Genomic DNA, 21,730 nt, shown 5'->3' with positions numbered 1-21,730 from the left:
CGATAGGCATGGAGCCTGGAGAGAGCACCATGAACGCCCTGATGTCCCAAGACCTGGGCAGGCTTGCCGTCGACTGGCTGGTCGACGCCGGCCGCCTGAAACCCGCCGATCTCGACCGCGCCCAGCAACTGCAGGACGGCGGCGCGCGGCAGGACGCTACCGAACTGTTGGCGCGCCTGGGCCTGGTCTCGGAACAGGATCTCGCCCAAGCCTGGTCGACCCTGCTCGGCGCGCCCCTGCTGGCCTTGGCCAGTGCGCCCGAACTGCTGGAAAACCCGCCCGAGCTGGCACCGCGCTTCCTCAAGCAGCATTGCCTGGTGCCACTCTCGGCGCCCGACAGTGAATTGCACGTGCTGATCGCCAACCCGAACCAACCCCATGCCTTGCACGCGCTGGAGTATGCCTGCCAGTGCCCGGTACGCCTGTCCATCGGCCTGCGCAGCGATATCGAGCAATTGATCGAGCGCTATTACGGCCAGGGCCGCACGGCCATGGGCACGCTGATCGAAAACCTGGAAGACGACAGCGGCAACCAGAAGACCGATATCGAACACCTCAAGGACCTCGCCTCGGAGGCACCGGTGATTCGCCTGGTCAACCTGCTGTTGCAGCGGGCGGTCGAGCAGCGCGCGTCGGATATTCATATCGAACCCTTCGAGAACCAGCTCAACGTCCGTTACCGGGTCGATGGCGTGCTGCACCTGGCCGAAGCCCCACCCGTGAGCTCGTCGGCGGCGGTGATCTCGCGGATCAAGATCATGGCGCGCCTGGACATCGCCGAACGCCGCCTGCCCCAGGACGGCCGGATCATGCTGCGGGTACAAGGCAAGGAGCTGGACCTGCGGGTCTCCACCGTGCCCACCAGCTTCGGCGAGTCGGTGGTCATGCGCCTGCTCGACCGCCAGACCGTATCCTTCGATTTCCCCAGCCTGGGTTTCGACGGCGCTCGCCTCGCGGCCTTTCTCGACGTGCTCGAACGGCCCCACGGCATCCTGCTGGTCACCGGTCCCACCGGCTCGGGCAAGACCACCACCCTGTACACCGCCCTCGCCCGGCTGAACACCGCCGAACGCAAGATCATCACCGTCGAGGACCCGGTGGAATACCAGCTGGAGGGGATCAACCAGATCCAGGTCAAGCCGGCCATCGGCCTGGATTTCGCCGGGGTGCTGCGCGCCATCGTGCGCCAGGACCCGGACGTGATCATGATCGGCGAAATGCGCGACCTGGAAACCTGTCGGATCGCCATTCAGTCCTCGCTGACCGGCCACCTGGTGCTCTCGACCCTGCACACCAACAGCGCCGCCGCGAGCATCACCCGCCTGCTCGACATGGGGGTCGAAAGCTACCTGATCGCCTCGACGGTCAACGGTATTCTCGCCCAGCGCCTGGTGCGCCGGCTGGCCCCGGAATGGCGCGAAAGCTTCGAGGCGCCGGCTGAACTGGTGGCCGAACACCAACTGCAACGCTTTACCGATGAACGCCCGATCCGCCTCTATCGCCCGCGACCGAATGCCCCCGGCAACGGCTATCGCGGACGCAGCGCCCTCAGCGAACTGCTGGTGATGAACGAGACCCTGCGCTCGCTGCTGATGCGCCACGCCGACGCCGCGACGCTGGAGCAGGCCGCCCGGGCCAATGGCTTGCGTACCCTCTATGAGGACGGATTGCGCCAGGCCCTGGCCGGAATCACCAGCCTGGAAGAGGTGCTGCGCGTCACGCGCGGCGACTGAGCATGGAACACTATCGTTATCGCGCCCTGGACCCCACCGGCAGCACCGTCAGCGGCGCGTTGGACGCCGAGGGCGAAGACGACGCCGCCAGCCAGTTGCAGGAGCGCAGCCTGCTGGTGTTGCAGCTCGAACCGGCAGTGGCCGGCAGCGCAGCGACTGGAAGCTGGTTCAAGCGCCCGCCCCTGAACGCTGACGAACTGGAGCGTTTCACCCAGCAACTCGCCACCTTGCTCGACGCCGGCCAACCGCTGGAGCGGGCCTTGAACACCCTGGTCCGCCAACCGGCTAAACCCCAGTCCCGGCGCTTGCTCGAACGCATCCGCGACCGGGTCAAGGGCGGCCAGCCGCTGTCGGCGGCGATGTCCCTGGAAGGCCCGCCGTTCTCGCCGCTGTACCTCAGCCTGGTGCGTGCCGGGGAAGCCGGCGGCGCGTTGGGTAAAACCCTCGGGCAATTGGCGAGCTACCTGGAACGGGCGCAGAAAGTCCGCGGCGAGGTGGTCAATGCGCTGATCTACCCGGCCTTCCTGCTGGTCGGCGTACTCGGCTCGCTGGTCTTGCTGCTGGCCTATGTGGTGCCGCAATTCGTGCCGATCTTCAGCGGCCTCGGCGTGCCCGTGCCGCTGATCACCGAAGCGATCCTCGCCCTCGGTCAGTTCCTCGGCAACTACATCCTCTACCTGCTCGGCGCCATGGCCGTGCTGATCGGCTGGTGGGTGCAGCGCCTGCACACGCCGCAAGGGCGCTTGCAGTGGGATCGGCAGATGCTCCGCGCCTGGGTGATCGGCCCCTTGCTGCTGCGCCTGGAAACCGCCCGCCTGGCCCATACCCTCGGCACCCTGCTGAGCCAGGGCGTGGCGCTGATCAGTGCCTTCGATATCGCCCGCCAGGTCTGCCGCAACCAGGTGGTTCGCGACGCGGTGGAACAAACCATCGTCCGGGTCAAGGACGGCAGCCGACTGTCGGCCGCGATGGAGACCACCGCAACCTTCCCGGAACTGGCGCTGCAGATGATCCAGGTCGGTGAGGAGTCCGGGCAACTCGACCGCCTGCTGCTCAAGGTCGCGAGCATTTTCGACGCTGAGGCCAAGCGCCATATCGACCGCCTGCTCGCCGCCCTGGTGCCGTCCCTGACCCTGGTGATGGCCGCCCTGGTCGGATTGATCATGCTGGCCATCATGCTGCCGTTGATGAGCCTGACCAATAACCTCTGAAAGGAAGCCGCCATGACCGCCAGTCGCTCGCTGCGTTACCGTCACCAAGGTTTCACCCTGCTGGAAATGCTCGCGGTAATCGTCCTCCTCGGTGTGGTCGCGACCATTGTCGTGCGCCAGGTCGGGACCAATGTCGACAAGGGCAAGTACGGCGCCGGCAAGGCGCAGCTGGCCAGCCTGTCGATGAAGATCGAGGGTTACGCGCTGGATGTCGGGACGCCGCCCAGGAACCTGGTCGACCTGACCACCGCGCCCGCCAACGTGCATAACTGGAACGGCCCCTACGCCAAACCCAGCGACCTGCTGGACCCCTATGGCCATGCGTTCGGCTATCGCTATCCCGGCGAGCACGGTCCCTTCGACCTGATCTTCTACGGCAAGGACGGGCAACCCGGTGGCGATGGCTACAACACCGACCTGGGCAACTGGGAATAGCCATGGCCAAGCCGCGCGGTACCCGGGCCTTCACCCTGCTGGAAATGCTGGTGGTGATCCTGATCATCGCCATCGGTGCCAGCCTGCTGGCCCACAGTGTCGCCGCGGGCCTCGACAACGCCCGTGACCGCCAGGCCAAGCGCGAGCTGAGCCTGGCACTGCGCAACGTGCGCAGTCAGGCGGTACTGAACGGCCAACCGGCCGCCCTGCACTTCGACCTGATGCGCAACAGCTATCGGGCCGAGGGCCAGGCCGAACATTTACTGCCCGCCGGGATGCACCTGCGCCTGACCACCGCCGCCGAGCTGTCGTCATCCCGCGATGGCGTGATCGAGTTCTATCCCGACGGCGGCTCCAGTGGCGGCAATGTCTATCTGGAACGCGGCCCGAGCCATTGGCGGGTGGATGTCGCCTGGCTGACCGGCAAGGTCAGCGGGCAGGACGGTGTCAGCCCATGAAAACACCGAACCAAGGCGGTTTCACCCTCCTGGAAATGCTCGCGGCGGTGGTGCTGCTGAGTATCGGCTTCGCCGTCTACCTCAATGCCATGGGCGCCACGACCCAGGCCTTGCTGCACGACGAACAGAGCACACGCATGGCGCTGCTGGCCAAGACCCTGTTCGACGACCAGAGCCGCAAACTGCTCAAGCCAGGGCACTGGCAGGGCAACCTGGCGCAGGTGCAATGGCAACTGACCGCCACCGCGCAGCCCGGTATCCCGCCGGTGGACCTCTACCGACTGGAACTGGTGCTGGAACAGGGCCATCGCCAGGAACGCTTCGTCACCTGGCGCGCCCAGGGGCCCAAGCCAGGAACCACGCCATGAAGTCGCGGCCACGGGGTTTCACCTTGCTGGAAGTGCTGATTGCCCTGAGCCTGCTCGGGTTGTTGATGGTGCTGATCGCCTCGGCCCTGACCGCCGGCAACCGCACCCAGGACCTGGGCGAGCGTTATTCCAATCGTCTGAACGAGGTCCGTTCGGCCCAGGACTTCCTCAGAAGTGCCGTGCAACAGGCCTATCCGGCGGTGTTTCTACGGGACGCGCAGAACCTCGCCGAGGTGTTCGACGGCGAAGCACAACAGATGCGCTTCGTCGCCCCGCTGCCCGCGCGATTGTCCGGCGGCCTGCAACTGCACGCGTTCACCCTGGTGGACAATCGCCACGGTTCAAAAGACCTGCAGGTGGCGTTCTTCCAGTTCGACGCCCAGGGCCTGCATGCCTGGGGCGAACCGCAGGTCCTGCTGCCCAACCTGGACAGTTGGCGCTTGAGTTACCGCGGCCTGGACCCACACTCGCAGCCCACCGGCTGGCTGCCCCGCTGGCCCTGGCCGGAGCGTTTACCGCTGGCGATACGTATCGACTTGCAGGCCGACGGCCCCATCCCCTGGCCGCCGCTGGTGGTCGCCCTGCGCATGAACCTGGGCCTCGATGAAGCCCAGGTCTCGCGATGAACAGCCAACGGGGGGCCGCTCTGGTCCTGGCGCTCTGGGCCCTGGCACTGTTGAGCCTGATGATGGCCGTGGTGGTCGGCACGGTACGCCTGGAAAACCGCCAGAGTGCCTATGCCCTGCAACACGCCCGTGCCCTGCTCGCCGCCGAGTCCGGCCTGGCGCTGGTGGTACAGAGCCTGGCGGCCAAGGTGCCGGGGATGATCGCCGATGGACGTGCCTATCACCTGAACCTCGAAGACGCGCAACTGACCGTCGAACTGCGCAGCGAACGCGGCAAGCTCGACCTCAATCAAGTCAGCCCCGAAGCGTTCAACCAGGTGCTGGGTTATCTGGGTGCCAGCCCCGCCCAAGGCCGCAAACTGACCCAGGAGCTGCTGGCTCGCCGCACCCGCAACGATCCGCTGTCGGCCATCGAGCAACTTCAGGTGTTCGCCGCCATGGACTCCGCGCTCTATGGGCAACTGGCGCCGAACCTGACGCTGTGGACCGGCCTGCCCCAACCGGACCCGACTTACGCCACCGCCCTCCTGCGGGCCGCGCTCAAGCTGCCGGCGCCGCTGCTCGAAAGCTCGCCCGGCCAGATCTACAGCGCACAGATACAGGCAGTGCTGGTGGCGCCTTTTGCCGCGAACCTGAACGTGACCTTTCTCCTCAACCCACAAGCCGAGGGCACGCAACTCTATCGCGTACTGCGGTGGCAGGAATGAAGACCCTCGAAAGGCCATGGCGTGGCCCACTGCAAACCACGACCACACGGCTGGCGCAGCACTGGCAAGCTTCCCGACTGCCGGTGTTCCTGCGTTGGTGGCTCCGGGAACTGATTGCCTGCCTGCCCCGACGCTGGCGCGAGCACCTGGAATCGTCGAACCAGGAACACCTGCTGCACTGGCACGAAGGGGCCTTGCATCACGCTTGCGGGGACGTCGCCCCAAGCGCGTCGGCCCCGACCCGGCGCCAGGTCCTGCTGATGCCCTGTGAACAGGTCCTGCTCAGCCGCGTGCAACTGCCCCTGGCCGCTTCCGCCCAGGCCCATGCGGCGCTGGCCTTCGAGATGGACAAGTACACACCGTTCAAGGCAGCCCAGGTCTATTTCGATACGCTGCGCGTCCCGCAAGAAGATCGCACCCGGCCGGTGTTCGAGCTGACCCTGGTGGTTGCCCTGCGCGAACGGATCGATGCGATCCTCGATGAAGCGGCGCGCAACGGCCTGCGGATCGATGCCATCGACACGCTGGATCGCAATGGCACGCGCTTGCACGTCAACCTGCTGCCCGCCCAGCGCCGTCCCCAGGAGTGGCATCCGACCCGGCGACTACGGCTCAGGTTGGCCTGGCTCGGCGCCGGGCTGCTGGTGGCCGCCATGCTGATGTGGGTGCATAACCGCCAATTGGCCCTGGACGCCATGAACGCCGAGGTCGCTGCGCTGCGCAACGACAGCCAACAGATTCAGGGACTGCGCCAACAGCTCAACGAGCGCCTCGACACCGGGCGCTACGTACAAACGCAAAAGACCCAGGCGCTGTCCAGGACCGCGCTGCTGCAGGAACTGACCGCCTGCATTCCCGTCGACACCTGGCTGGAACAGTTGGATATCGATGCCCAGGGCACCCTGACCCTCAGCGCGCAAAGCAGCCAGGCCGGTGACCTGATCGGCAAGATGAAGGCCTGCACGCACCTGCGCAACCTGCAGTTCCAGGGTGTGATCCAGGCTGACGCGAGTACAGGCCAGGATCGACTCAACCTGACCGCCCACCTGGATACCCGGGAGTAGCGCCATGCCCTTGCGCCTGACACACCGTGACCAACGCGGGGCGGCCTTGCTACTGGCCGCGCTGGGGCTGATCGCGGCCTACTTCATCGCCATTCATTGGTGGTTCACCGCACCCTTGCAGTCGATCAGCGAGGACATGGACACCCTACGCGCCCAGCGCCAACGCTACCAGGCGCTGGAACGCCAGCGCCCACTCCTCGAAGCGCAGCTGGCACAAGCCCGCAACGTGCCGAGCAGCAACGACAGCCTGCTGCCGGACACCGATACCGGCGCGGCCACCGCACAGCTGATGCAATTGGTGACGGCAAAACTCCAGGCCCTGGCGCCCGAGGGCGGAGACTGCAGCCTGACCAATCGCATGCCAATCCCGGTCCTCGACAGCGCGCCATACCGCCAGGTCAAGGTCAGCCTCAACCTCGACTGTGCCATCGAACCCCTGGCGGGCCTGCTCTATGAACTGGAAAACCAGCCGGTGGCGCTGTTTGTCGACACCCTGAGTATTCGCCGCAACCCCACGCCGGCCCCCGACGCCAATCACCGCCTGGCGGTGCAACTGCAAATCGGCGCCTACCTGAACAACCCGCCGGATAAAAATCCTCCGCTCAGGAAAGGGAAGCCAACCCCATGAAAACCCCGGGCCGACCGACGTTTTGGCTGAGCGTCCTCGTGGTGTCGCTGGCAGCCCTGTGCCTCGCCTTGTTCGAGGGCCTGGGCGCGGGCATCGAGTGGTACCCCGAGTTGGCTCATCCCCTGCCGGCCTCGCCGAGCGCACCGGCCACGGTCCTGGAAACGCCGACGCTGGAGTCCTATGCCGAGATCTGGGGGCACTCGCTGTTCAATCGCGACCGCAAACCCGACCCGGTGGCCTGGAACGAACACGACACGCAATCGCTCGCCGGTTTTTCGCTGAATGGCATCGCCGTCTCCCAGACCTTGCGCAAGGCGCTGTTCAAGACCAAGGAGGGCAAGAGCCTGAGCGTCGCGCAAGGCGACACCTTGCCCAATGGCTGGCGCATCGAACGGATCACCACGCAAACCGTGTCCCTGAGTTTCAAGTCCAGCCAGCAGGAACTGAGCCTTCCCGTTTTGAAATTGCCGGCCAGCGCCGTGCATTAAGACCACTTCGGTACCCCGCACCGCAGGTGCCGTAAGGGCCGTACAAGGATGAATCAATGTGAGCAAACGCGCCGCCTACCCTTGCCTTCTCAGCTTCATGCTGCTCGCCGGCTGCATCGCGCCCGTGACCGATGAGGTGCATGACGACCAACTGCTGCGCGACGGCCTGGCCGGCACCGGGCCTGATCGCCCGCCCCTGGCGGCGACGCTGTCCCGGGCCAATGTCGTGGCCGCGCCCCTGGCGGCACCGCCCCCGGGAGCACAGATCATCCGCGGCAGCCAGAGCCTGGTGGCGCGCGGCAGCACCCCGCTCAAGCCGCCGACGGCGCCCCAGGGCGACGGCGGCACAACCTTCAATTTTGCCGGCGTGCCGATCCAGGCGGTGGTCAACACCATCCTCGGCGATGTGCTCAAGGAGAACTACAGCATCGGCCAGGGCGTGACCGGCGAGGTGACCTTCTCGACTTCAAAGCCGGTGGACAAGGCCCAGGCGTTTTCCATTCTTGAAACCCTCTTGTCCTGGACCAACAACGCGATCATCCGCCAGGGCGAACGCTACCTGATCCTCCCGGCCAACCAGGCGGTCGCCGGCCAGCTCACGCCCCGCCAGTCGATCCCGGAACCGGGCAGCGGCCTGACCGCGCGCTTTTTCGTGCTGGAGTACATCTCGCCGCTGGAAATGCAGAAGCTGCTCAAGCCGTTTGCCCGGGAGAGTGCCTTTCTCGACGTCGACACCTCGCGCAATGCCTTGGTGATGGCCGGCACGCCGGACGAACTGAACAACTACCAGCAGACCATCAACACCTTCGACGTCAACTGGCTCAAGGGCATGTCCATCGGTGTGTTCGGCCTCAAACGCGCCAATGTCAGCCAATTGATGCCCGAGCTTGAGCGTCTGTTCGGCGCCCAGAGTGGTACCCCGCTGGCCGGCATGCTGCGTTTCCTGCCCATCGAGCGGACCAATGCGATTGTCGCCATTTCGCCACAGCCGGAATACCTGAACGACGTCCGTCGCTGGATCGACACCATCGACCAGGGCGGCGGCGACGAACCGCAGATGTATGTGTATGACGTGCGTAACATGAAGGCCACGGACCTGGCCCGCTACCTGCGCCAGATCTACAGCGATGAAGCGGTCACCGAAGAAGGCGCCGCCCAGGTCGCGCCGGGACTGCGGACGGTGACCCTGACCAGCAACGGTTTCGGTAGTGGTCTGGGCAGCGCCACCGGCAGCAACCCGGGGTTGTCCGGCACCACCGGCACCGGCGGCCTGCCACCGCCGGTTAGCAGCACGGCGAGCACCTCGCCGGAGCGAACCGACGACTTGCAGCTCGGCCCGCCCGCTCCAGCGAATACCGCGCGCGCCCCGGTCAATGCCAACAACCCGACCAATTCGGTGCGCATCACCGCGCAGAAAAGCAGCAACCAACTGCTGGTGCGCAGCCGCCCGAGCCAATGGGCCGAGATCCAGTCGGCGATCCAGCGACTCGACAACCCGCCCCTGCAGGTGCAGATCGAAACGCGGATTCTCGAAGTCGGCCTGAGTGGCTCGCTGAACCTCGGCGTGCAGTGGTACCTCGGGCGCCTGGCCGGCAACTCGACGACCGCCGGCATCGCCAACGCCTCCGGTAGCCAGGGCGCCCTGGGCCAGGGGGGCGCGAGCCTCGGGGCCACGGATGCGTTGTTCTACTCGTTTGTCAGCAACAACCTGCAGGTGGCCCTGCACGCCCTGGAAACCAACGGCAACACCCGGGTGTTGTCGGCGCCCTCGCTGGTGGTGATGAACAATGAACAGGCGCAGATCCAGGTCGGCGACAATATTCCGATCAATCAGACCACCATCAACACCAACACCACCACCGTCAGCACCAGCTCAGTGCAATACATCCAGACCGGGGTGATTCTCGATGTCATCCCACGGATCAATCCGGGCGGCCTGGTGTACATGGATATCCAGCAACAGGTCAGCGATGCCAGTACCACCGTCGATGCCAACGGCAATCCGACCATCTCGACCCGCGCCGTCTCGACCCAGGTGGCGGTGCAAAGCGGGCAGACCATCCTCCTCGGCGGCCTGATCAAGCAGAACGAAAGCGTCACCGACAACAGTGTTCCTTACCTGGGGAAGATCCCCGGCCTGCAGTGGTTGTTCGGCAATACCCAGCGCCAGCACGGCCGCTCGGAACTGATCGTGCTGATCACCCCCCGGGTGATCACCGGCAACAGCGAGGCCCGGCAGGTCACCGACGAGTACCGCCAGCAGTTACAACTGATGAAACCCCTGGACGCCCACTCCGCAAACGCCGCCCATGCAAAGAAATGACACTTTTCCAGGACCTGGGGACGCCGTGGCACTACACTTTGCGGCAAGAGCCAGAAGCCGCCACGTCAACCGGACAAAGGAAGTACCCAATGATGCGATGGAGCCGATACAGAAGTGCGGCGCTGGTCACCCTGTTTGCCATTCTGGTCAGTCTCCTGGCGTTCCTGCTGCTCAAGGCCTTTTCCCGCGAAACCTCCACCTACTTCGAGTCCCGCGACCTGATCCGCCAGCTCAAGCAGCTGGATGCCAGGCTCGACGCGAAGATTCTCAAGACCCGGATCAGCGACGAATACAATTACAACCTGCTCGCCATCCCCATCGCCGACTCCAGCCGACGCTGGGATCAATTGGTCGCGCAGAACAGCTCCCTGGAGAGCTCCGGCATCTGGCAGGCGCGCAAGAAAGCCTACCTGGACGCCACGGCGGAAAAGAACAAGCTGATCGAACAGTTCCAGGCCCACAACACCGCCTTGCGCGATGATCTGGAAACCCTGTCGGCCATCGAGGAGACCATCCAGGCCGACCTGGAACCCTTCAGCGTCGAGCACCCGGTGGAAACCCTCAGCGTGCTCTACAGCGCCTCGAAACTGACCTTGAGCGCGCTGGAATATGCGCAGCACGTGTCCAATGGCAAAGCCGACAAGATCGAACGGCAGATCCAGCACCTGGCGACACAAAAGGCCAGTCTGCCGGCGACCTTGAGCCCGACCATCGACAAGTTGATCGACCAGGCCAATGTCGTGGTGCACGAGCAACCCCAGGTCAATGACCTGCTCGACCGCATCGGTTTTATCCCGGTGGCCGCCAGCCTCGACGGCATCAACGAACTGTTGAATGAAATCCAGCGCCGCGCCGAGCTCCAGGACCGCCAGTACCTGATCTATCTGAGTGTGTGTGCGGCCCTGATGGCCATGCTGGTGTTCTACCTGATCATTCGCCAGCTACGTAGCTATGGGCTGATCAACCAGATGAACAGCGCCTTGCAACTGTCCAACGAACGCCTCGAACAGCGCGTCGAGGAACGTACCCGCGAACTCAAGGAAGCCCAGAGCGAGCTGATGGACGCCGCGCGTACGGCGGGCATGGCGGAAATCGCAACCAACGTCCTGCATAACGTCGGCAACGTACTTAACAGCGTGAACATCTCCGCCGACCTGGTGACCCGCAAGGTCCGTTCCAGCAAGGCCCAGGGGCTGACCAAGGCGGTTCAGTTGATGAACGAGCACCCGGATGACCTCGGGGACTTCGTCAGCCATGATGAAAAAGGCAAACTGCTGCCCGCCTACCTCAACTCACTGGCCGCCGCCGTCGCCACCGAGCAGACGGAGATCATCCAGGAACTGGCGCAATTGAGTAAAAGCGTCGATCACATCAAGGAAATCGTCGCCACCCAGCAATCCTATGCCGGTGCGGCCAAGCTGCTCGAAGCGGTGAACATCACCGACCTGTTCGAAGATGCCCTGCGCATGAACTCAGGGGCCCTGAACCGGCACAAGGTCACGGTGCACAAGGACTACCAGCCGGTCCCGACCTTCCTCGGCGACAAGCACCGGCTGCTGCTGATCCTGATCAACCTGATCAGCAACGCCAAGTACGCGGTGTCCGACCTGACCAACCGCGAACGGGACATCACCCTGGGCGTACGCATCATCGACGGCAAGACCTTGCGCATCACCGTCAAGGATGAGGGCGAAGGCATCCCCGCGGAAAACCTCGCGCGGATCTTTACCCATGGTTTCACCACCCGCAAGGACGGCCACGGCTTTGGCCTGCACAGTTGTGCCCTGGCGGCGATCGAGATGGACGGCCGCCTCTACGTACACAGTGACGGCGCGGGCAAAGGCGCGCTATTCACCCTGGATATCCCCCTGCAAACCATCCACCTGCAGGAGGAGCGGCCTATGACGGGCACTGCCCCGGCGCCGGCATATTCGAATATTCATCAATGAGAGAGAGCCTTCCGCCAGCACTGGCTTTACACTTCGATCCCGCCCTTTTACACCCAAAGATCCATCTCTGATGACTGAAAACTTCGAAGTCCCAAGCCCTCACGAAAAACACGTCGAACACACCACCGAACATGCCCATGCACGCGGTGACGGCTTTGCCAGCCGGATCGCGGTGATGACCGCAATCATGGCGACCATTGGCGCCATGCTCAGCTACCAGGCGGGCTCCACGGAAAGCGAAGCGGCGATGGACAAGAACAACGCCGCGATCTTCAAGACCGAGGCCGCCAACCAGTGGAATTACTACCAGGCCAAGTCCAGCCGGCAGAACCTCTCGGAAATGGCCAGCCATATCCCGGGCCTGGACGCCGCGCATTACACCGCCGAGGTCGAGCGTTACAAGAAGGAAAAGGAAGTCGTGCGGCAGAAAGCCGAGGGCCTGGAAGCCAAGAGTCGCGAGTGGGATGACAAATCCGAAGAAGTCCTGCACCAGCACCATCGCTGGGCCCAGGCAATGACGGCGATCCAGATTGCCATTTCGCTGGCGGCGATCACCCTGCTGACCCGCAAGGAATGGCTCAAACGCCTGGCCTACACCGCCGCCGGTGTAAGCGTGGTACTCGGCGGCCTGGCTGCGGCGCATATCTGAAGCACTGAACCGGCCGGCCCCTGGGACTTCGGTTTAACGAGGCGCCTTGTAGGAGCCGGCTTGCTCGCGAAGGCGTCAGCTCAAGCAAGACCAGCTTCAAGGGCACAGGGTTGCCTGTCAGATCTCGCCTTCCACGTCTTCCAGGCTGAAGGTTTCGGTGGTGTCGTTGTAGGAGAAGATCTCGGCGTAACGGCCCCAGCTGATCACGCTTTCCAGGGTCTGCTCGACGAAGTCTTCGCTGAGGGAGTCTTCCAACTCCTGCTCGAAACGCACCCGCGGCGCCCAGTGTCCGTTACGCTCCTGCAACACCTGGCGAATGCGCGCCGCCAGGGGCACGGTGCGCAGCAGGTGCTCGGCAAACATCACCTTGCGCTCCTGGGTACCGTCGTCGGCGAAACGCTTGCCCGAGTCGGTGAGCTTGATATCAGCCCCACGCAGTTCGGCAAAGCCCAGGTGCTCGAGCATCTCGGCCACCGGGAACAGGTCATCGACCTCCAGCAGCAGCCGCTCGGCCACGTTCGGCAAACCGGCATGGCCATGGTAAGGCTCGGCCGCCAGGGCTTCGATCAGACCGGCCATCAGGTTGGTCGGGACTTCCGGCAGGCGGCTACCCAATTGCAGCTCGGCCTTGCCGGTGCGCTCGTCGGCACTGCGACGGTTGGTCATCAGCGCGTAGATATCGTCGACCATCTTGCGGAAGATCGGGTCCAGGCGGTTGCGCGGGTGGGCGAACGGCACCTTGATCTGCGCCACCACGCGCCCCGGGTTGGACGACAGCACCAGGATGCGGTCGCACATCAGCACCGCTTCCTCGATGTTGTGGGTCACAATCAGGATCGACTTGATCGGCAGTTGCCCGCCGCTCCACAACTCCAGCAGGTCGGTCCGCAGGTTTTCGGCGGTGAGCACATCAAGGGCGGAAAACGGTTCGTCCATCAGCAACAGAGTCGGGTTGACCACCAGGCCACGGGCAAAACCCACACGCTGGCGCATGCCGCCGGACAGCTCGCGCGGGTAGGCGTTTTCAAAACCGTCGAGGCCGATCAGGTCGATGGCCGCCAGCGCGCGCTTGCGCGACTCCTTGGGCTCGACCTGCAGGGCCTGCAAACCGGCTTCAACGTTTTCAAGCACCGTCAGCCAGGGAAACAGGGCGAAGGTCTGGAACACCATCGCCACGCCCTTGGCCGGGCCGTCCAGGGCTTCGCCGTTGTAGAGCACTTCGCCGGAAGTCGGCTGGATCAGGCCGGCAATGATCCGCAGCAAGGTCGACTTGCCGGAGCCCGAGCGCCCCAGCAGCCCGACGACTTCGCCTTCGTGCAGGTGCAGGTCGACTTCACTGAGTACCTGACGTTCGTCCTTGCCGTTGCCAAAGCCCTTGCTCACGTTGGTGAGCGAGTAGATTTCACGGGCGCTGCTGGTGTATTCGATATGACTGTTCATGAGAGCGGCTCGGATTAATTCAGACGAAGTTTGTTTTCGGCGATGGCGTACATCGGTCGCCAGATCAAACGGTTGAAGGCCACCACAAAGACCGACATGACCACGACGCCCAGGGTGATTTTCGGAAAGTCGCCGGCTGCCGTGGTCTGGGCGATGTAAGCCCCCAGGCCATGGGCCACGACCTTGTCCTGCCCCCAGGAAACAAACTCGGAAACGATACTGGCGTTCCACGCACCACCGGAAGCGGTGATCGCACCGGTGACGTAATACGGGAAGATCCCCGGCAACATGACCTTGCGCCACCACTGCCAGCCACGGATATGGAAGTTCGCGGCGGCTTCACGGAAGTCGTTGGGGAAGGCACTGGCGCCGGCGATCACGTTGAACAGGATGTACCACTGGGTACCGAGCACGATCAGCGGGCTCAGCCAGATATCCGGGTTCAGCTTGAAGTGCAGGATCACGATGACGAACACCGGAAACAACAGGTTCGCCGGAAACGCCGCGAGGAACTGGGCCAATGGCTGGATCTTCTCGGCCAGGCGCGGACGCAGGCCGATCATCACCCCCAGCGGCACCCAGATCAGCGAAGCAACGCCAATCAGCAAGGTCACCCGCACCAGCGTGATCGCGCCCAGGCCGATGACCTCGCCGACATCGGCGAAGCTCACTTCGCTGCCGACGTAGAGGGCGATGTGATACAGCGCATACAAGGCCAGCGCACCGATGAACAGACCCCAGACCCAGTCGATCACCCGCGAGGTCGACGCGCTCGAGGCACTCGCCCGCGCCTTGACGCTGGGCAGGCTCAGGCGCAGATGGCCGATACGGGTCAGCCCCCGTGAAACCGGGCGGATCAGACGCTGGATGATCCGGGTCCGCTGGATCAGGTTGAGCACCCAGGATTCCGGTGCGCCACCCTGGGCCGCAGTGTCTTCCATACGGAACTTGTCCGCCCAGGCCACCAGCGGACGGAACAGGAACTGGTCGTAGATCAGGATTACCACCACCATCGCCAGGATCACATAGCCCACGGCGGTGAGGTCACGCTGCTCAATGGCCGTGGCCAGGTAGGAACCGATCCCCGGCAGGGTGATGGTCTTGTCACCGACGGTAATCGCCTCCGACGCCACCACGAAGAACCAGCCGCCGGACATGCTCATCATCATGTTCCAGACCAACCCGGGCATGGCGAATGGCACGTCGAGCTTCCAGAATTTCTGCCAGCCGGACAGGTGCAGGCTCTCGGAAACCTCTGTCAGGTCACGCGGCAACATGCGCAGCGACTGATAGAAGCTGAACGTCATGTTCCAGGCCTGGCTGGTGAAGATCGCAAAGATCGCCGCGCACTCGGCGCCCAGCACCCGGCCGGGAAACAGCAGGAGAAAGAAGGTCACGGTGAACGAGATATAACCCAGCACCGGCACCGATTGCAGGATATCCAGCACCGGCACCAGGAGTTTTTCAGCACGGCGGTTCTTCGCCGCCAGCGTCCCGTAGATGAACGTGAAGACCAGTGACGCGATCATCGCCGCCAGCATCCGCAGGGTGGTCCGGATCGCATATTCCGGCAGGTTGGCCGGATCGAGGGAAATGACCTGGGTCTGCAAGGTGTCGATCGGGGCCCAGGTCTCCCGTGCGCCGATCGAGAAAAACAGCAGGAATCCCACCACCAGCGGCAGCGCGATCAGATCCCAGCGATTGGGCAGCAAGCGCCGCGTACTTGCCGGGATGTAATGGCGTAATACTTTATTCATCGTCAATGATTCCAGCAGCGTTCTGACATACAGGCCCACGAACCTCAGGAGACAAGCGCACAAAGCAATGCGGCGCCGGCAGTCTAAGCACAGCACATCCTGAAGAAGTGGTTGGAAAATCGTCGAAACAAGGCCACGTACTGAACGCTACAGACTGGATACCGGGGCAACGGCTGCACCGGCGGTATCCCATTGTAAATCCCGCTACGTGGCCCACCGAGAATGGGCAGGGTCCAAGTTCGAATCTCCTGGGGGTGGCGGTTGAAACGTGAGGGGGTGCTTCAGCGCGGGATTATACATTTCAAAATGTTACAGTAATGTAAATTACTTATAAATTGAGACGATAGCGTCAGGCATGTGCCCAACGCCGATGCAGCCCCCGCGCCAAGGCATCGAGGGCGAACCCCAGTACGCCGATCAGCAGCACCATGGCCATCAGCTCGGAATAGGCCAGGCGGTCTCGAGTATCGAGGATAAAATAGCCCAGGCCGGCGCTGACCCCGAGCATTTCGCAGGGCACCAGGACGATCCAGAGAATCCCGATGGACAGCCGCACGCCGGTCAGCACATGGCCGAGCACACCCGGCAGGATCACCTGGCGCAGGGTTTCCCAGCGGGTCGCGCTGAGGCTGCGGCTCAGTTGCAACCAGCGCGGATCGAGCTGGCGCACCCCGGCCGCGGTGTTGAGCAGGATCGGCCAGACGGCGGCAAAGGCCAGCAGGAAGTAGATCGGCTGGTCGCCCACCCCCATCAGCATCACCACCACCGGCATCCAGGACAACGGCGAAATCATCCGCAGGAACTGGAACGCCGGGGTCGTCGCCGCCTCCAGGTGGCGGTAGCTGCCGATCAGCAGCCCCAGCGGCACGCCGACCAACAAGGCCAGCAGCAAGCCGATCAGGATGCGCTTGAGGCTGACCAGGACGTTTTCATACAGCTCGGCACGACCGAGCAACTCCACCAGGCTGGTCAACGTCGCTTCGGGCGAGAAGCGCGCCGACAGGCCGTCGGGGCTGCCGAACAAGCGCACCCCCAGCCACCAGAGCAGCAACAGGCAGAGCAACCCCGCCACGCCCAGCGCCCAATGCAGGAGCGATGCGGAAGGCTTGCGGATCAAATGCCGAACTCCTCGCTACGCTCAAAGCTGTCCGGCAAGCCGAAGGCCTTGAGTCCGCCCACGGCTGCCAGGCTGTTGCGCACAAAGCGATCATCCACCAGGTCGCGGGCGGTCTGCTGTGGATCGAGACCGGCGAGGAACCCCTTGTCGCCTTCGATCAAGGTGTCCTTGAGGCGTTTGACCAGCTCCTCGGTGTAGCTGGGGAAGGGATAGGGTTGGAAGTCGATGCGCTGCTCGTCCCAATTGCCGTGCCGGATCGCCCCGCTGACGAGGTAGGCGTCGCGCTCGGCGGCGCTCGGCGCCAGCACCCGAGTGAGCACTTGCGGGGTGTGCGGCGTGTAGCGATTGGCGCCGTCCTTGGAGAGCAATTGGGCCGCCTCGGCGCGGTTGTCACGGGTCCAGAGCTGGGCCTTGACGATGGCGTTGACCACCTTCTGCGACCACTCGGGACGGTTGTTCAGGTCCTGCTCGTGCATGAACACCACGCAGCAGGCATGGTTGCGCCAGATATCGCCGGTGAAGCGCTGCACTCGACCGACCTTCAGCTCCTCGGCCAGGGCATTGAACGGTTCGGCGACGATGTAGCCGGCGATGCGCTTGCTCGCCAACGCCGGCGGCATGTCCGAAGGCGGCAGCACCACCAGGTTGACCTCGTTGGCCGCCAGCATGCTGTTGGCGGCCTTGGTCACCGGTTGCAGGCCGTTGTCACGCAACAGTTGCTGGACCACCACGTTGTGGATCGAGTACCAGAACGGAATCGCCACCGACTGCCCGCCCAGTTGCTTGACGTCGGTAATCCCCGGCGCCACGGTCAGGCCGGAACCGCCGACATGGTTCCAGGCCACCACCTTGGCCGGCACCTTGCTGCCGTAGCGGGCCCAGACGGTCATCGGCGACAGCAGGTGAATCACGTTGACCTGCCCGGAAATAAACGCCTCGATCACCTGGGCCCAACTGCGCAGCAACACCGGCCGTTCGGCCTGGATGCCTTCGGCTTCGAACAGGCCGTTGTTATGCGCCACCAGCAGCGGCGTGGCGTCGGTGATCGGCAGGTAGCCGATTCGCACCGGCGCGTTGGGCTCCGACGCGGCGCGGGCTTGCAGGCTGTTGAGCAGCGGCAAGGCGCCGCCGGCGGTCAGCAAGGCGCTGAGTTTGAGGAAGTCACGACGTGTGTGGGTGAAATCATCCAGGCACATGGGTCATCTCCGACGGTTCGAGCAAAGAGTGAGAGGGTGAGGTGCGGCTGGCCCGCCGAAGGGTCTTGAGAATCTCAATACGCAGGGCGCCCAGTTCCTCCACCAGCTCGGCACGCGGCTGAGGCAGGTCGATACGCCACTCGCCGAGGGTTCGCGCCGGGCTGTGGCCCAGTAGCAGAATCCTGTCGGAGAGCAGCAGGGCTTCATCAATGTCGTGGGTGATCAGCACGGCGGCGGTGTCGTGCTCGGCAATCACTTCCAGCAGCAGTTGCTGCATGTCGGTGCGCGTCACTTCATCCAGGGCGCCGAAGGGCTCGTCCAGCAACAACACCTGCGGCTGGCGGGCCAAGCAACGCGCCAGGGCGGTACGCTGGGCCATGCCGCCGGACAACTGCGCCGGGTACTGGCCCCGGGCGTGTTGCAGGCCGACGGCGGCAATCGCGTGGTCGATCCGCGCCTTGCGCTCTGGTGCGCCCAGGTGCGGCTGGCGGGCAAAGTCCAAACCGAAGGCGACGTTCTTTTCCAGGCTCAGCCACGGCAGCAGGCTGGGGTCCTGGAAAGCCACCGCCACTCGTGGGTGTGGGCCGCTCAGGGCTTCGCCGAGAAAATGCACATGGCCTTCATGGGCCGTCTGCAAACCCGCCAGGACCCGCAGCAGGCTGGATTTTCCGACGCCGCTGGGGCCAAGGATCGACACCACTTCGCCGGCTTGCAGTTGCAGGTCGAAACCTTCCAGCACGGTTTGCCAGCCCTGCTCGCGGGGGTAGCCGAGGCTGATCTGACGGGCATCCAGCAACGGCACACTCATGCTGCCGTATCCCGGGCCTGACGTTGCAGTTCGGCGCGCAGTTGCACCAGGCTCGGGGTGACGATCGGCACAAAGGCCGACTCCCGCCAACGTCGGGCGAAGCCGCTGCCGTGCTCGTTCAGATAGGCCTTGCCGCCGCTGGCCTGCAATTCCAGTTGCACCGCCTGGGCGACGGATTCGGCCAGATTGATACGGATCTGGAACAAGGCGCTCGGCTGGGCCAGGAAGCGTCCGTCGTGCAAGCCGTCCCTGAGTGCTTCCACCGTTTGTTCAAGGTTGTGGCGTTGCTCCAGCAAGGGTTCACGCAGAATCGAGCGCGTGTCCTGCAGATGGCCATCCACTTCGTTCAAGGCCTGACGCGCCAAGCCAATGGACATACCGCACTGCAAGCCGAGAAATGCCGGGCGCACCGCCGGCAGAAAGACCCGGGCATCGTCGTGCAGCAACCAGTCGCGGCTGACTTCCACCTGTTTGAAATCCAATGCGGCGGTATTGCTCGACTGCAAGCCCATCAGTTGCAAGTCATCCGAGCGTTGCAGGCCGCTCAGCGCATCCGGCATCGCCAGGACGAAGGGTGCGCCGCCCTCTTCCCGTTCGATGGCGGCGGCCACCACAAAACCGCTTTTGCGCAGATTGGTCACCCAGTGCAGGCGGCCGTCCAGGCACCAGCCATCACCCTGATCGCGGGCCCGCAGTTGCAGTGACTCGATCCCCGAGAGGAATTTCATCGCATTCGATAGCCCGGTGGCACCGGCCAGCTCGCCGCTGAGCAGCGACGGCAGCAGATGATCGCGCAAAGTCGTGTTGGGACTGTGCAGCAGGTACTCGATAAAGGCTCGCTGGCCCCAGAACACAAAGGCCGCCGCCAGGGAATGGCTGGCCACCTCGGCGATGCTTTCCACCGCGTCGGCCACCGTGCCACCGCTGCCGCCCAGGGCTTGCGGCACACCGACCCGCAGCACCTTCGCCGTCGCCAGCCGGGAAATCACATCCTGTGGGTCGCACTGCCCCAGGTCCAGGGCCTGGGCTTGTGCGTCCAGCCATTGACTCAATGCCGGATTGGCCATGTCGTTTTCTCCTTGAAGACAGCGTCGAATGATAGCTGACGCTGAAACATCATTGATCCGTCGATGGCCAACGGTATTGCGCCAGCTCAGGATTGAGCGGCGTGCGGGCGAAGACATTGGCGAAATTGCACAGCGTGGCCAGGCTCACCCCGAGGATCACTTCCAGGGCATTGCCCTGGGTGTAGCCGGCGGCGAGGAACTCGCTGAAAGCCTGATCACTGACATTGCCCCGGGTGGCGATCACCTCCCGGGCGAAGGCGGCGAGAACTTCGAGTTTTTCCTGGGGCAGTTCGTCCTGCCCGCGCAAGGCCTCGACCACTTCAGCCGGCAACTTGGCCTTGTTCAACGCCACCGCCGTGTGCCCGGCAACGCAGAAGTCGCAGCCGTGGGTGGTGGCGGCCACCAGTTGCACCACCTCGCGTTCGGCCAGACTCAGCTCGGCCTTGCCATTGAGCGCCGATACCGTAACGTAGGTTTCCAGCGCCGCCGGGGCATTGGCGAGCACCGCGAGCAGATTGGGGATGAACCCGGAGTTCTTCTGGGCGTTTTCCAGGAAGGGCTTGGCCGCTTCGGGAGCGCTTTGCAGCGTGTGAAGAGTGACGCGCGACATCGAGTGGACTCCTGTTGTAGGGTGATCGGGTAAGTCTGTTGGTTATAAGAATTCCGATCCATATTCAAAAGTAGCGATTACTTGCTCCTGAGTGTTTCCATTAGATGATTTCGTCGAGCCCACTGGTTGATTGGTTATTAGAAGGCCTGGAACTGGATACGAGCCTGTTTCACGTGGGCCGTTACTGCGGCGGCTGGCACGCCAGCACCCATGGCCTGGCGCGGGCGAGTTTCCACTTGATCGTGCAGGGGCATTGCTGGCTGCATATTGATGGGCAGCCAGAGAGCCTGCGACTGGAGGCCGGGGACGCGGTGTTTTTGCTGCGGGACCTGGATTATCGGCTCTCCAGTGCCCAAAGCAGCGTAGAAGCGCAACGCTTGCCGCGCCAGACAATGGCCGGGCTGGACAGCGCCGCCCAGGATGGCGTGGGGCTGGTGTGCGGGTTCTTTCATTTCAAGTCCGGGCTGTCGTCATTGATTATCGACGGGCTGCCGGACTGGATCGTCCTGCGGGCGGGCGATCCGTCGCTGAGTGCGGCGCGGGCGTTGTTCGGGCTGATATTAGCCGAGTGCGAGCGGCTGCCGGCGCCCTCCTCGGCGCTGCTGGAGCGTTTGAGTCACCTGCTGTTTCTGTATGTGCTGCGTCAGGAGGTGGCGGATAACCAGAGCCTGGGCGGATTGGTGGCACTGGCGCGGCATCCGGGGTTTGCGCCGTTGCTGGAACAGTTGATCGAACGGCCTGGGGAGAGTTGGTCGCTGGAAAGCATGGCGGCTTGTACCGGGATGTCGCGTTCGGCGTTTTTCAAGCGCTTCAATGAACTGGCCGGGCAGTCACCGGGGCAAGTGCTGCTGGCGTTGCGCATGCGCCATGGGTGTCAGTTGCTGCGGGCCAATAACACCGTGGAGCAGGTGTGCGCGGCGGTGGGGTATCAGTCGATTGCAGCGTTTACCCGGGCGTTTGCCAAAGCCCTGGGGGTGCAGCCGGGGGCTTATCGTCGGCAGCATGAGGGGCGGTGAATGTGACATCGCAATCGCTGGAAGCCAAATCAAGGACAGTGCCTCCAATGCCTGTCAGTTAAGAGAATCTGAAGCCGAGC

At 63.9% G+C, this 21,730-nt stretch carries 21 protein-coding genes; 14 read left to right on the top strand and 7 right to left on the bottom strand.

Translation table 11 applies throughout. From position 1 onward, the window contains the following. The first annotated feature begins 41 nt into the window (after window positions 1–41). The 13 genes from gspE (at window position 42) to HX866_RS10955 (ending at window position 12,639) form a co-directional block, all read left to right on the top strand. A complete protein-coding gene (gspE, locus tag HX866_RS11015; protein WP_256344910.1) occupies window positions 42–1,733 on the top strand; it encodes a type II secretion system ATPase GspE in 1,692 nt (563 codons plus the stop codon). 2 nt (window positions 1,734–1,735) lie between these two features. Then, window positions 1,736–2,944, top strand: a complete 1,209-nt coding sequence (gene gspF, locus HX866_RS11010; protein WP_177139542.1) for a type II secretion system inner membrane protein GspF — start codon at window positions 1,736–1,738, stop codon at window positions 2,942–2,944. Between the two features lie 12 nt (window positions 2,945–2,956). After that, window positions 2,957–3,379, top strand: coding sequence for a type II secretion system major pseudopilin GspG (gene gspG / locus HX866_RS11005; RefSeq protein WP_177093572.1), 423 nt, complete (start codon window positions 2,957–2,959; stop codon window positions 3,377–3,379). A gap of 2 nt (window positions 3,380–3,381) precedes the next feature. Next, entirely contained in the window at window positions 3,382–3,837 is a 456-nt protein-coding gene (locus tag HX866_RS11000) for a GspH/FimT family pseudopilin (RefSeq protein WP_177139540.1), read from the top strand. Continuing rightward, window positions 3,834–4,205 carry a type IV pilus modification PilV family protein gene (locus tag HX866_RS10995; protein ID WP_177139538.1) on the top strand — a complete coding sequence of 124 codons (372 nt, stop codon included), beginning with the start codon at window positions 3,834–3,836 and terminating at the stop codon, window positions 4,203–4,205. The genes HX866_RS11000 and HX866_RS10995 overlap by 4 nt, the downstream gene beginning before the upstream one ends. After that, window positions 4,202–4,831 (top strand): prepilin-type N-terminal cleavage/methylation domain-containing protein, encoded by a 630-nt coding sequence (locus HX866_RS10990; RefSeq protein WP_177105282.1) that lies wholly within the window; start codon window positions 4,202–4,204, stop codon window positions 4,829–4,831. Before HX866_RS10995 ends, HX866_RS10990 begins: the two co-directional genes overlap by 4 nt. Next, window positions 4,828–5,538, top strand: coding sequence for a general secretion pathway protein GspK (locus HX866_RS10985; RefSeq protein WP_177139536.1), 711 nt, complete (start codon window positions 4,828–4,830; stop codon window positions 5,536–5,538). Before HX866_RS10990 ends, HX866_RS10985 begins: the two co-directional genes overlap by 4 nt. After that, a complete protein-coding gene (locus tag HX866_RS10980) occupies window positions 5,535–6,602 on the top strand; it encodes a PilN domain-containing protein (RefSeq protein WP_177139534.1) in 1,068 nt (355 codons plus the stop codon). The genes HX866_RS10985 and HX866_RS10980 overlap by 4 nt, the downstream gene beginning before the upstream one ends. 4 nt (window positions 6,603–6,606) lie before the next feature. Further along, a complete protein-coding gene (gene gspM, locus HX866_RS10975) occupies window positions 6,607–7,230 on the top strand; it encodes a type II secretion system protein GspM (RefSeq protein WP_177105279.1) in 624 nt (207 codons plus the stop codon). Beyond that, window positions 7,227–7,718 carry a general secretion pathway protein GspN gene (locus tag HX866_RS10970; RefSeq protein WP_177139532.1) on the top strand — a complete coding sequence of 164 codons (492 nt, stop codon included), beginning with the start codon at window positions 7,227–7,229 and terminating at the stop codon, window positions 7,716–7,718. Before gspM ends, HX866_RS10970 begins: the two co-directional genes overlap by 4 nt. A 97-nt stretch (window positions 7,719–7,815) precedes the next feature. Further along, complete coding sequence (gene gspD, locus HX866_RS10965) at window positions 7,816–10,041, top strand: type II secretion system secretin GspD (protein ID WP_177139771.1); 2,226 nt, start codon at window positions 7,816–7,818, stop codon at window positions 10,039–10,041. Window positions 10,042–10,130: 89 nt separating this feature from the next. Then, entirely contained in the window at window positions 10,131–11,990 is a 1,860-nt protein-coding gene (locus HX866_RS10960) for a DAHL domain-containing protein (RefSeq protein WP_177093564.1), read from the top strand. Window positions 11,991–12,060: 70 nt separating this feature from the next. After that, complete coding sequence (locus HX866_RS10955; RefSeq protein WP_177093563.1) at window positions 12,061–12,639, top strand: DUF4337 domain-containing protein; 579 nt, start codon at window positions 12,061–12,063, stop codon at window positions 12,637–12,639. A gap of 117 nt (window positions 12,640–12,756) precedes the next feature. On the opposite strand, the gene HX866_RS10950 is transcribed toward HX866_RS10955, so the two are convergent. The 7 genes from HX866_RS10950 to HX866_RS10920 form a co-directional block, all read right to left on the bottom strand. Next, complete coding sequence (locus HX866_RS10950) at window positions 12,757–14,079, bottom strand: ABC transporter ATP-binding protein (protein WP_177093562.1); 1,323 nt, start codon at window positions 14,077–14,079, stop codon at window positions 12,757–12,759. Between the two features lie 14 nt (window positions 14,080–14,093). Beyond that, on the bottom strand, window positions 14,094–15,836 hold the full coding sequence (locus HX866_RS10945) for an ABC transporter permease (protein ID WP_177105276.1): 1,743 nt from the start codon (window positions 15,834–15,836) through the stop codon (window positions 14,094–14,096). A 349-nt stretch (window positions 15,837–16,185) separates the two neighbouring features. Further along, window positions 16,186–16,950 carry an ABC transporter permease gene (locus HX866_RS10940; protein WP_177123730.1) on the bottom strand — a complete coding sequence of 255 codons (765 nt, stop codon included), beginning with the start codon at window positions 16,948–16,950 and terminating at the stop codon, window positions 16,186–16,188. Then, window positions 16,950–18,149, bottom strand: a complete 1,200-nt coding sequence (locus HX866_RS10935; protein WP_177139530.1) for an ABC transporter substrate-binding protein — start codon at window positions 18,147–18,149, stop codon at window positions 16,950–16,952. Before HX866_RS10935 ends, HX866_RS10940 begins: the two co-directional genes overlap by 1 nt. Beyond that, complete coding sequence (locus HX866_RS10930) at window positions 18,136–18,957, bottom strand: ABC transporter ATP-binding protein (RefSeq protein WP_177139528.1); 822 nt, start codon at window positions 18,955–18,957, stop codon at window positions 18,136–18,138. The genes HX866_RS10935 and HX866_RS10930 overlap by 14 nt, the downstream gene beginning before the upstream one ends. Next, complete coding sequence (locus tag HX866_RS10925) at window positions 18,954–20,024, bottom strand: acyl-CoA dehydrogenase family protein (protein ID WP_177139526.1); 1,071 nt, start codon at window positions 20,022–20,024, stop codon at window positions 18,954–18,956. Before HX866_RS10925 ends, HX866_RS10930 begins: the two co-directional genes overlap by 4 nt. 49 nt (window positions 20,025–20,073) lie before the next feature. Continuing rightward, complete coding sequence (locus HX866_RS10920) at window positions 20,074–20,634, bottom strand: carboxymuconolactone decarboxylase family protein (RefSeq protein WP_177105272.1); 561 nt, start codon at window positions 20,632–20,634, stop codon at window positions 20,074–20,076. Between the two features lie 104 nt (window positions 20,635–20,738). Between HX866_RS10920 and HX866_RS10915 the strand changes: the two genes are divergently transcribed. Next, window positions 20,739–21,650, top strand: coding sequence for an AraC family transcriptional regulator (locus HX866_RS10915; protein ID WP_177139524.1), 912 nt, complete (start codon window positions 20,739–20,741; stop codon window positions 21,648–21,650). The last annotated feature ends 80 nt before the right edge of the window (window positions 21,651–21,730 follow it).

The organism is Pseudomonas gingeri (assembly GCF_013386165.1).
Classification (GTDB): domain Bacteria; phylum Pseudomonadota; class Gammaproteobacteria; order Pseudomonadales; family Pseudomonadaceae; genus Aquipseudomonas; species Aquipseudomonas gingeri_C.
This window is presented reverse-complemented; position numbering and strand designations above follow the sequence as displayed.

Bases quoted from the DNA above. Each gene is read 5' to 3' on its own strand.
- gspE (WP_256344910.1), top strand. From the start codon at position 42: ATGTCCCAAGACCTGGGCAGGCTTGCCGTCGACTGGCTGGTCGACGCC.
- gspF (WP_177139542.1), top strand. From the start codon at position 1,736: ATGGAACACTATCGTTATCGCGCCCTGGACCCCACCGGCAGCACCGTC.
- gspG (WP_177093572.1), top strand. From the start codon at position 2,957: ATGACCGCCAGTCGCTCGCTGCGTTACCGTCACCAAGGTTTCACCCTG.
- HX866_RS11000 (WP_177139540.1), top strand. From the start codon at position 3,382: ATGGCCAAGCCGCGCGGTACCCGGGCCTTCACCCTGCTGGAAATGCTG.
- HX866_RS10995 (WP_177139538.1), top strand. From the start codon at position 3,834: ATGAAAACACCGAACCAAGGCGGTTTCACCCTCCTGGAAATGCTCGCG.
- HX866_RS10990 (WP_177105282.1), top strand. From the start codon at position 4,202: ATGAAGTCGCGGCCACGGGGTTTCACCTTGCTGGAAGTGCTGATTGCC.
- HX866_RS10985 (WP_177139536.1), top strand. From the start codon at position 4,828: ATGAACAGCCAACGGGGGGCCGCTCTGGTCCTGGCGCTCTGGGCCCTG.
- HX866_RS10980 (WP_177139534.1), top strand. From the start codon at position 5,535: ATGAAGACCCTCGAAAGGCCATGGCGTGGCCCACTGCAAACCACGACC.
- gspM (WP_177105279.1), top strand. From the start codon at position 6,607: ATGCCCTTGCGCCTGACACACCGTGACCAACGCGGGGCGGCCTTGCTA.
- HX866_RS10970 (WP_177139532.1), top strand. From the start codon at position 7,227: ATGAAAACCCCGGGCCGACCGACGTTTTGGCTGAGCGTCCTCGTGGTG.
- gspD (WP_177139771.1), top strand. From the start codon at position 7,816: ATGCTGCTCGCCGGCTGCATCGCGCCCGTGACCGATGAGGTGCATGAC.
- HX866_RS10960 (WP_177093564.1), top strand. From the start codon at position 10,131: ATGATGCGATGGAGCCGATACAGAAGTGCGGCGCTGGTCACCCTGTTT.
- HX866_RS10955 (WP_177093563.1), top strand. From the start codon at position 12,061: ATGACTGAAAACTTCGAAGTCCCAAGCCCTCACGAAAAACACGTCGAA.
- HX866_RS10950 (WP_177093562.1), bottom strand. From the start codon at position 14,079: ATGAACAGTCATATCGAATACACCAGCAGCGCCCGTGAAATCTACTCG.
- HX866_RS10945 (WP_177105276.1), bottom strand. From the start codon at position 15,836: ATGAATAAAGTATTACGCCATTACATCCCGGCAAGTACGCGGCGCTTG.
- HX866_RS10935 (WP_177139530.1), bottom strand. From the start codon at position 18,149: ATGTGCCTGGATGATTTCACCCACACACGTCGTGACTTCCTCAAACTC.
- HX866_RS10930 (WP_177139528.1), bottom strand. From the start codon at position 18,957: ATGAGTGTGCCGTTGCTGGATGCCCGTCAGATCAGCCTCGGCTACCCC.
- HX866_RS10925 (WP_177139526.1), bottom strand. From the start codon at position 20,024: ATGGCCAATCCGGCATTGAGTCAATGGCTGGACGCACAAGCCCAGGCC.
- HX866_RS10920 (WP_177105272.1), bottom strand. From the start codon at position 20,634: ATGTCGCGCGTCACTCTTCACACGCTGCAAAGCGCTCCCGAAGCGGCC.
- HX866_RS10915 (WP_177139524.1), top strand. From the start codon at position 20,739: ATGATTTCGTCGAGCCCACTGGTTGATTGGTTATTAGAAGGCCTGGAA.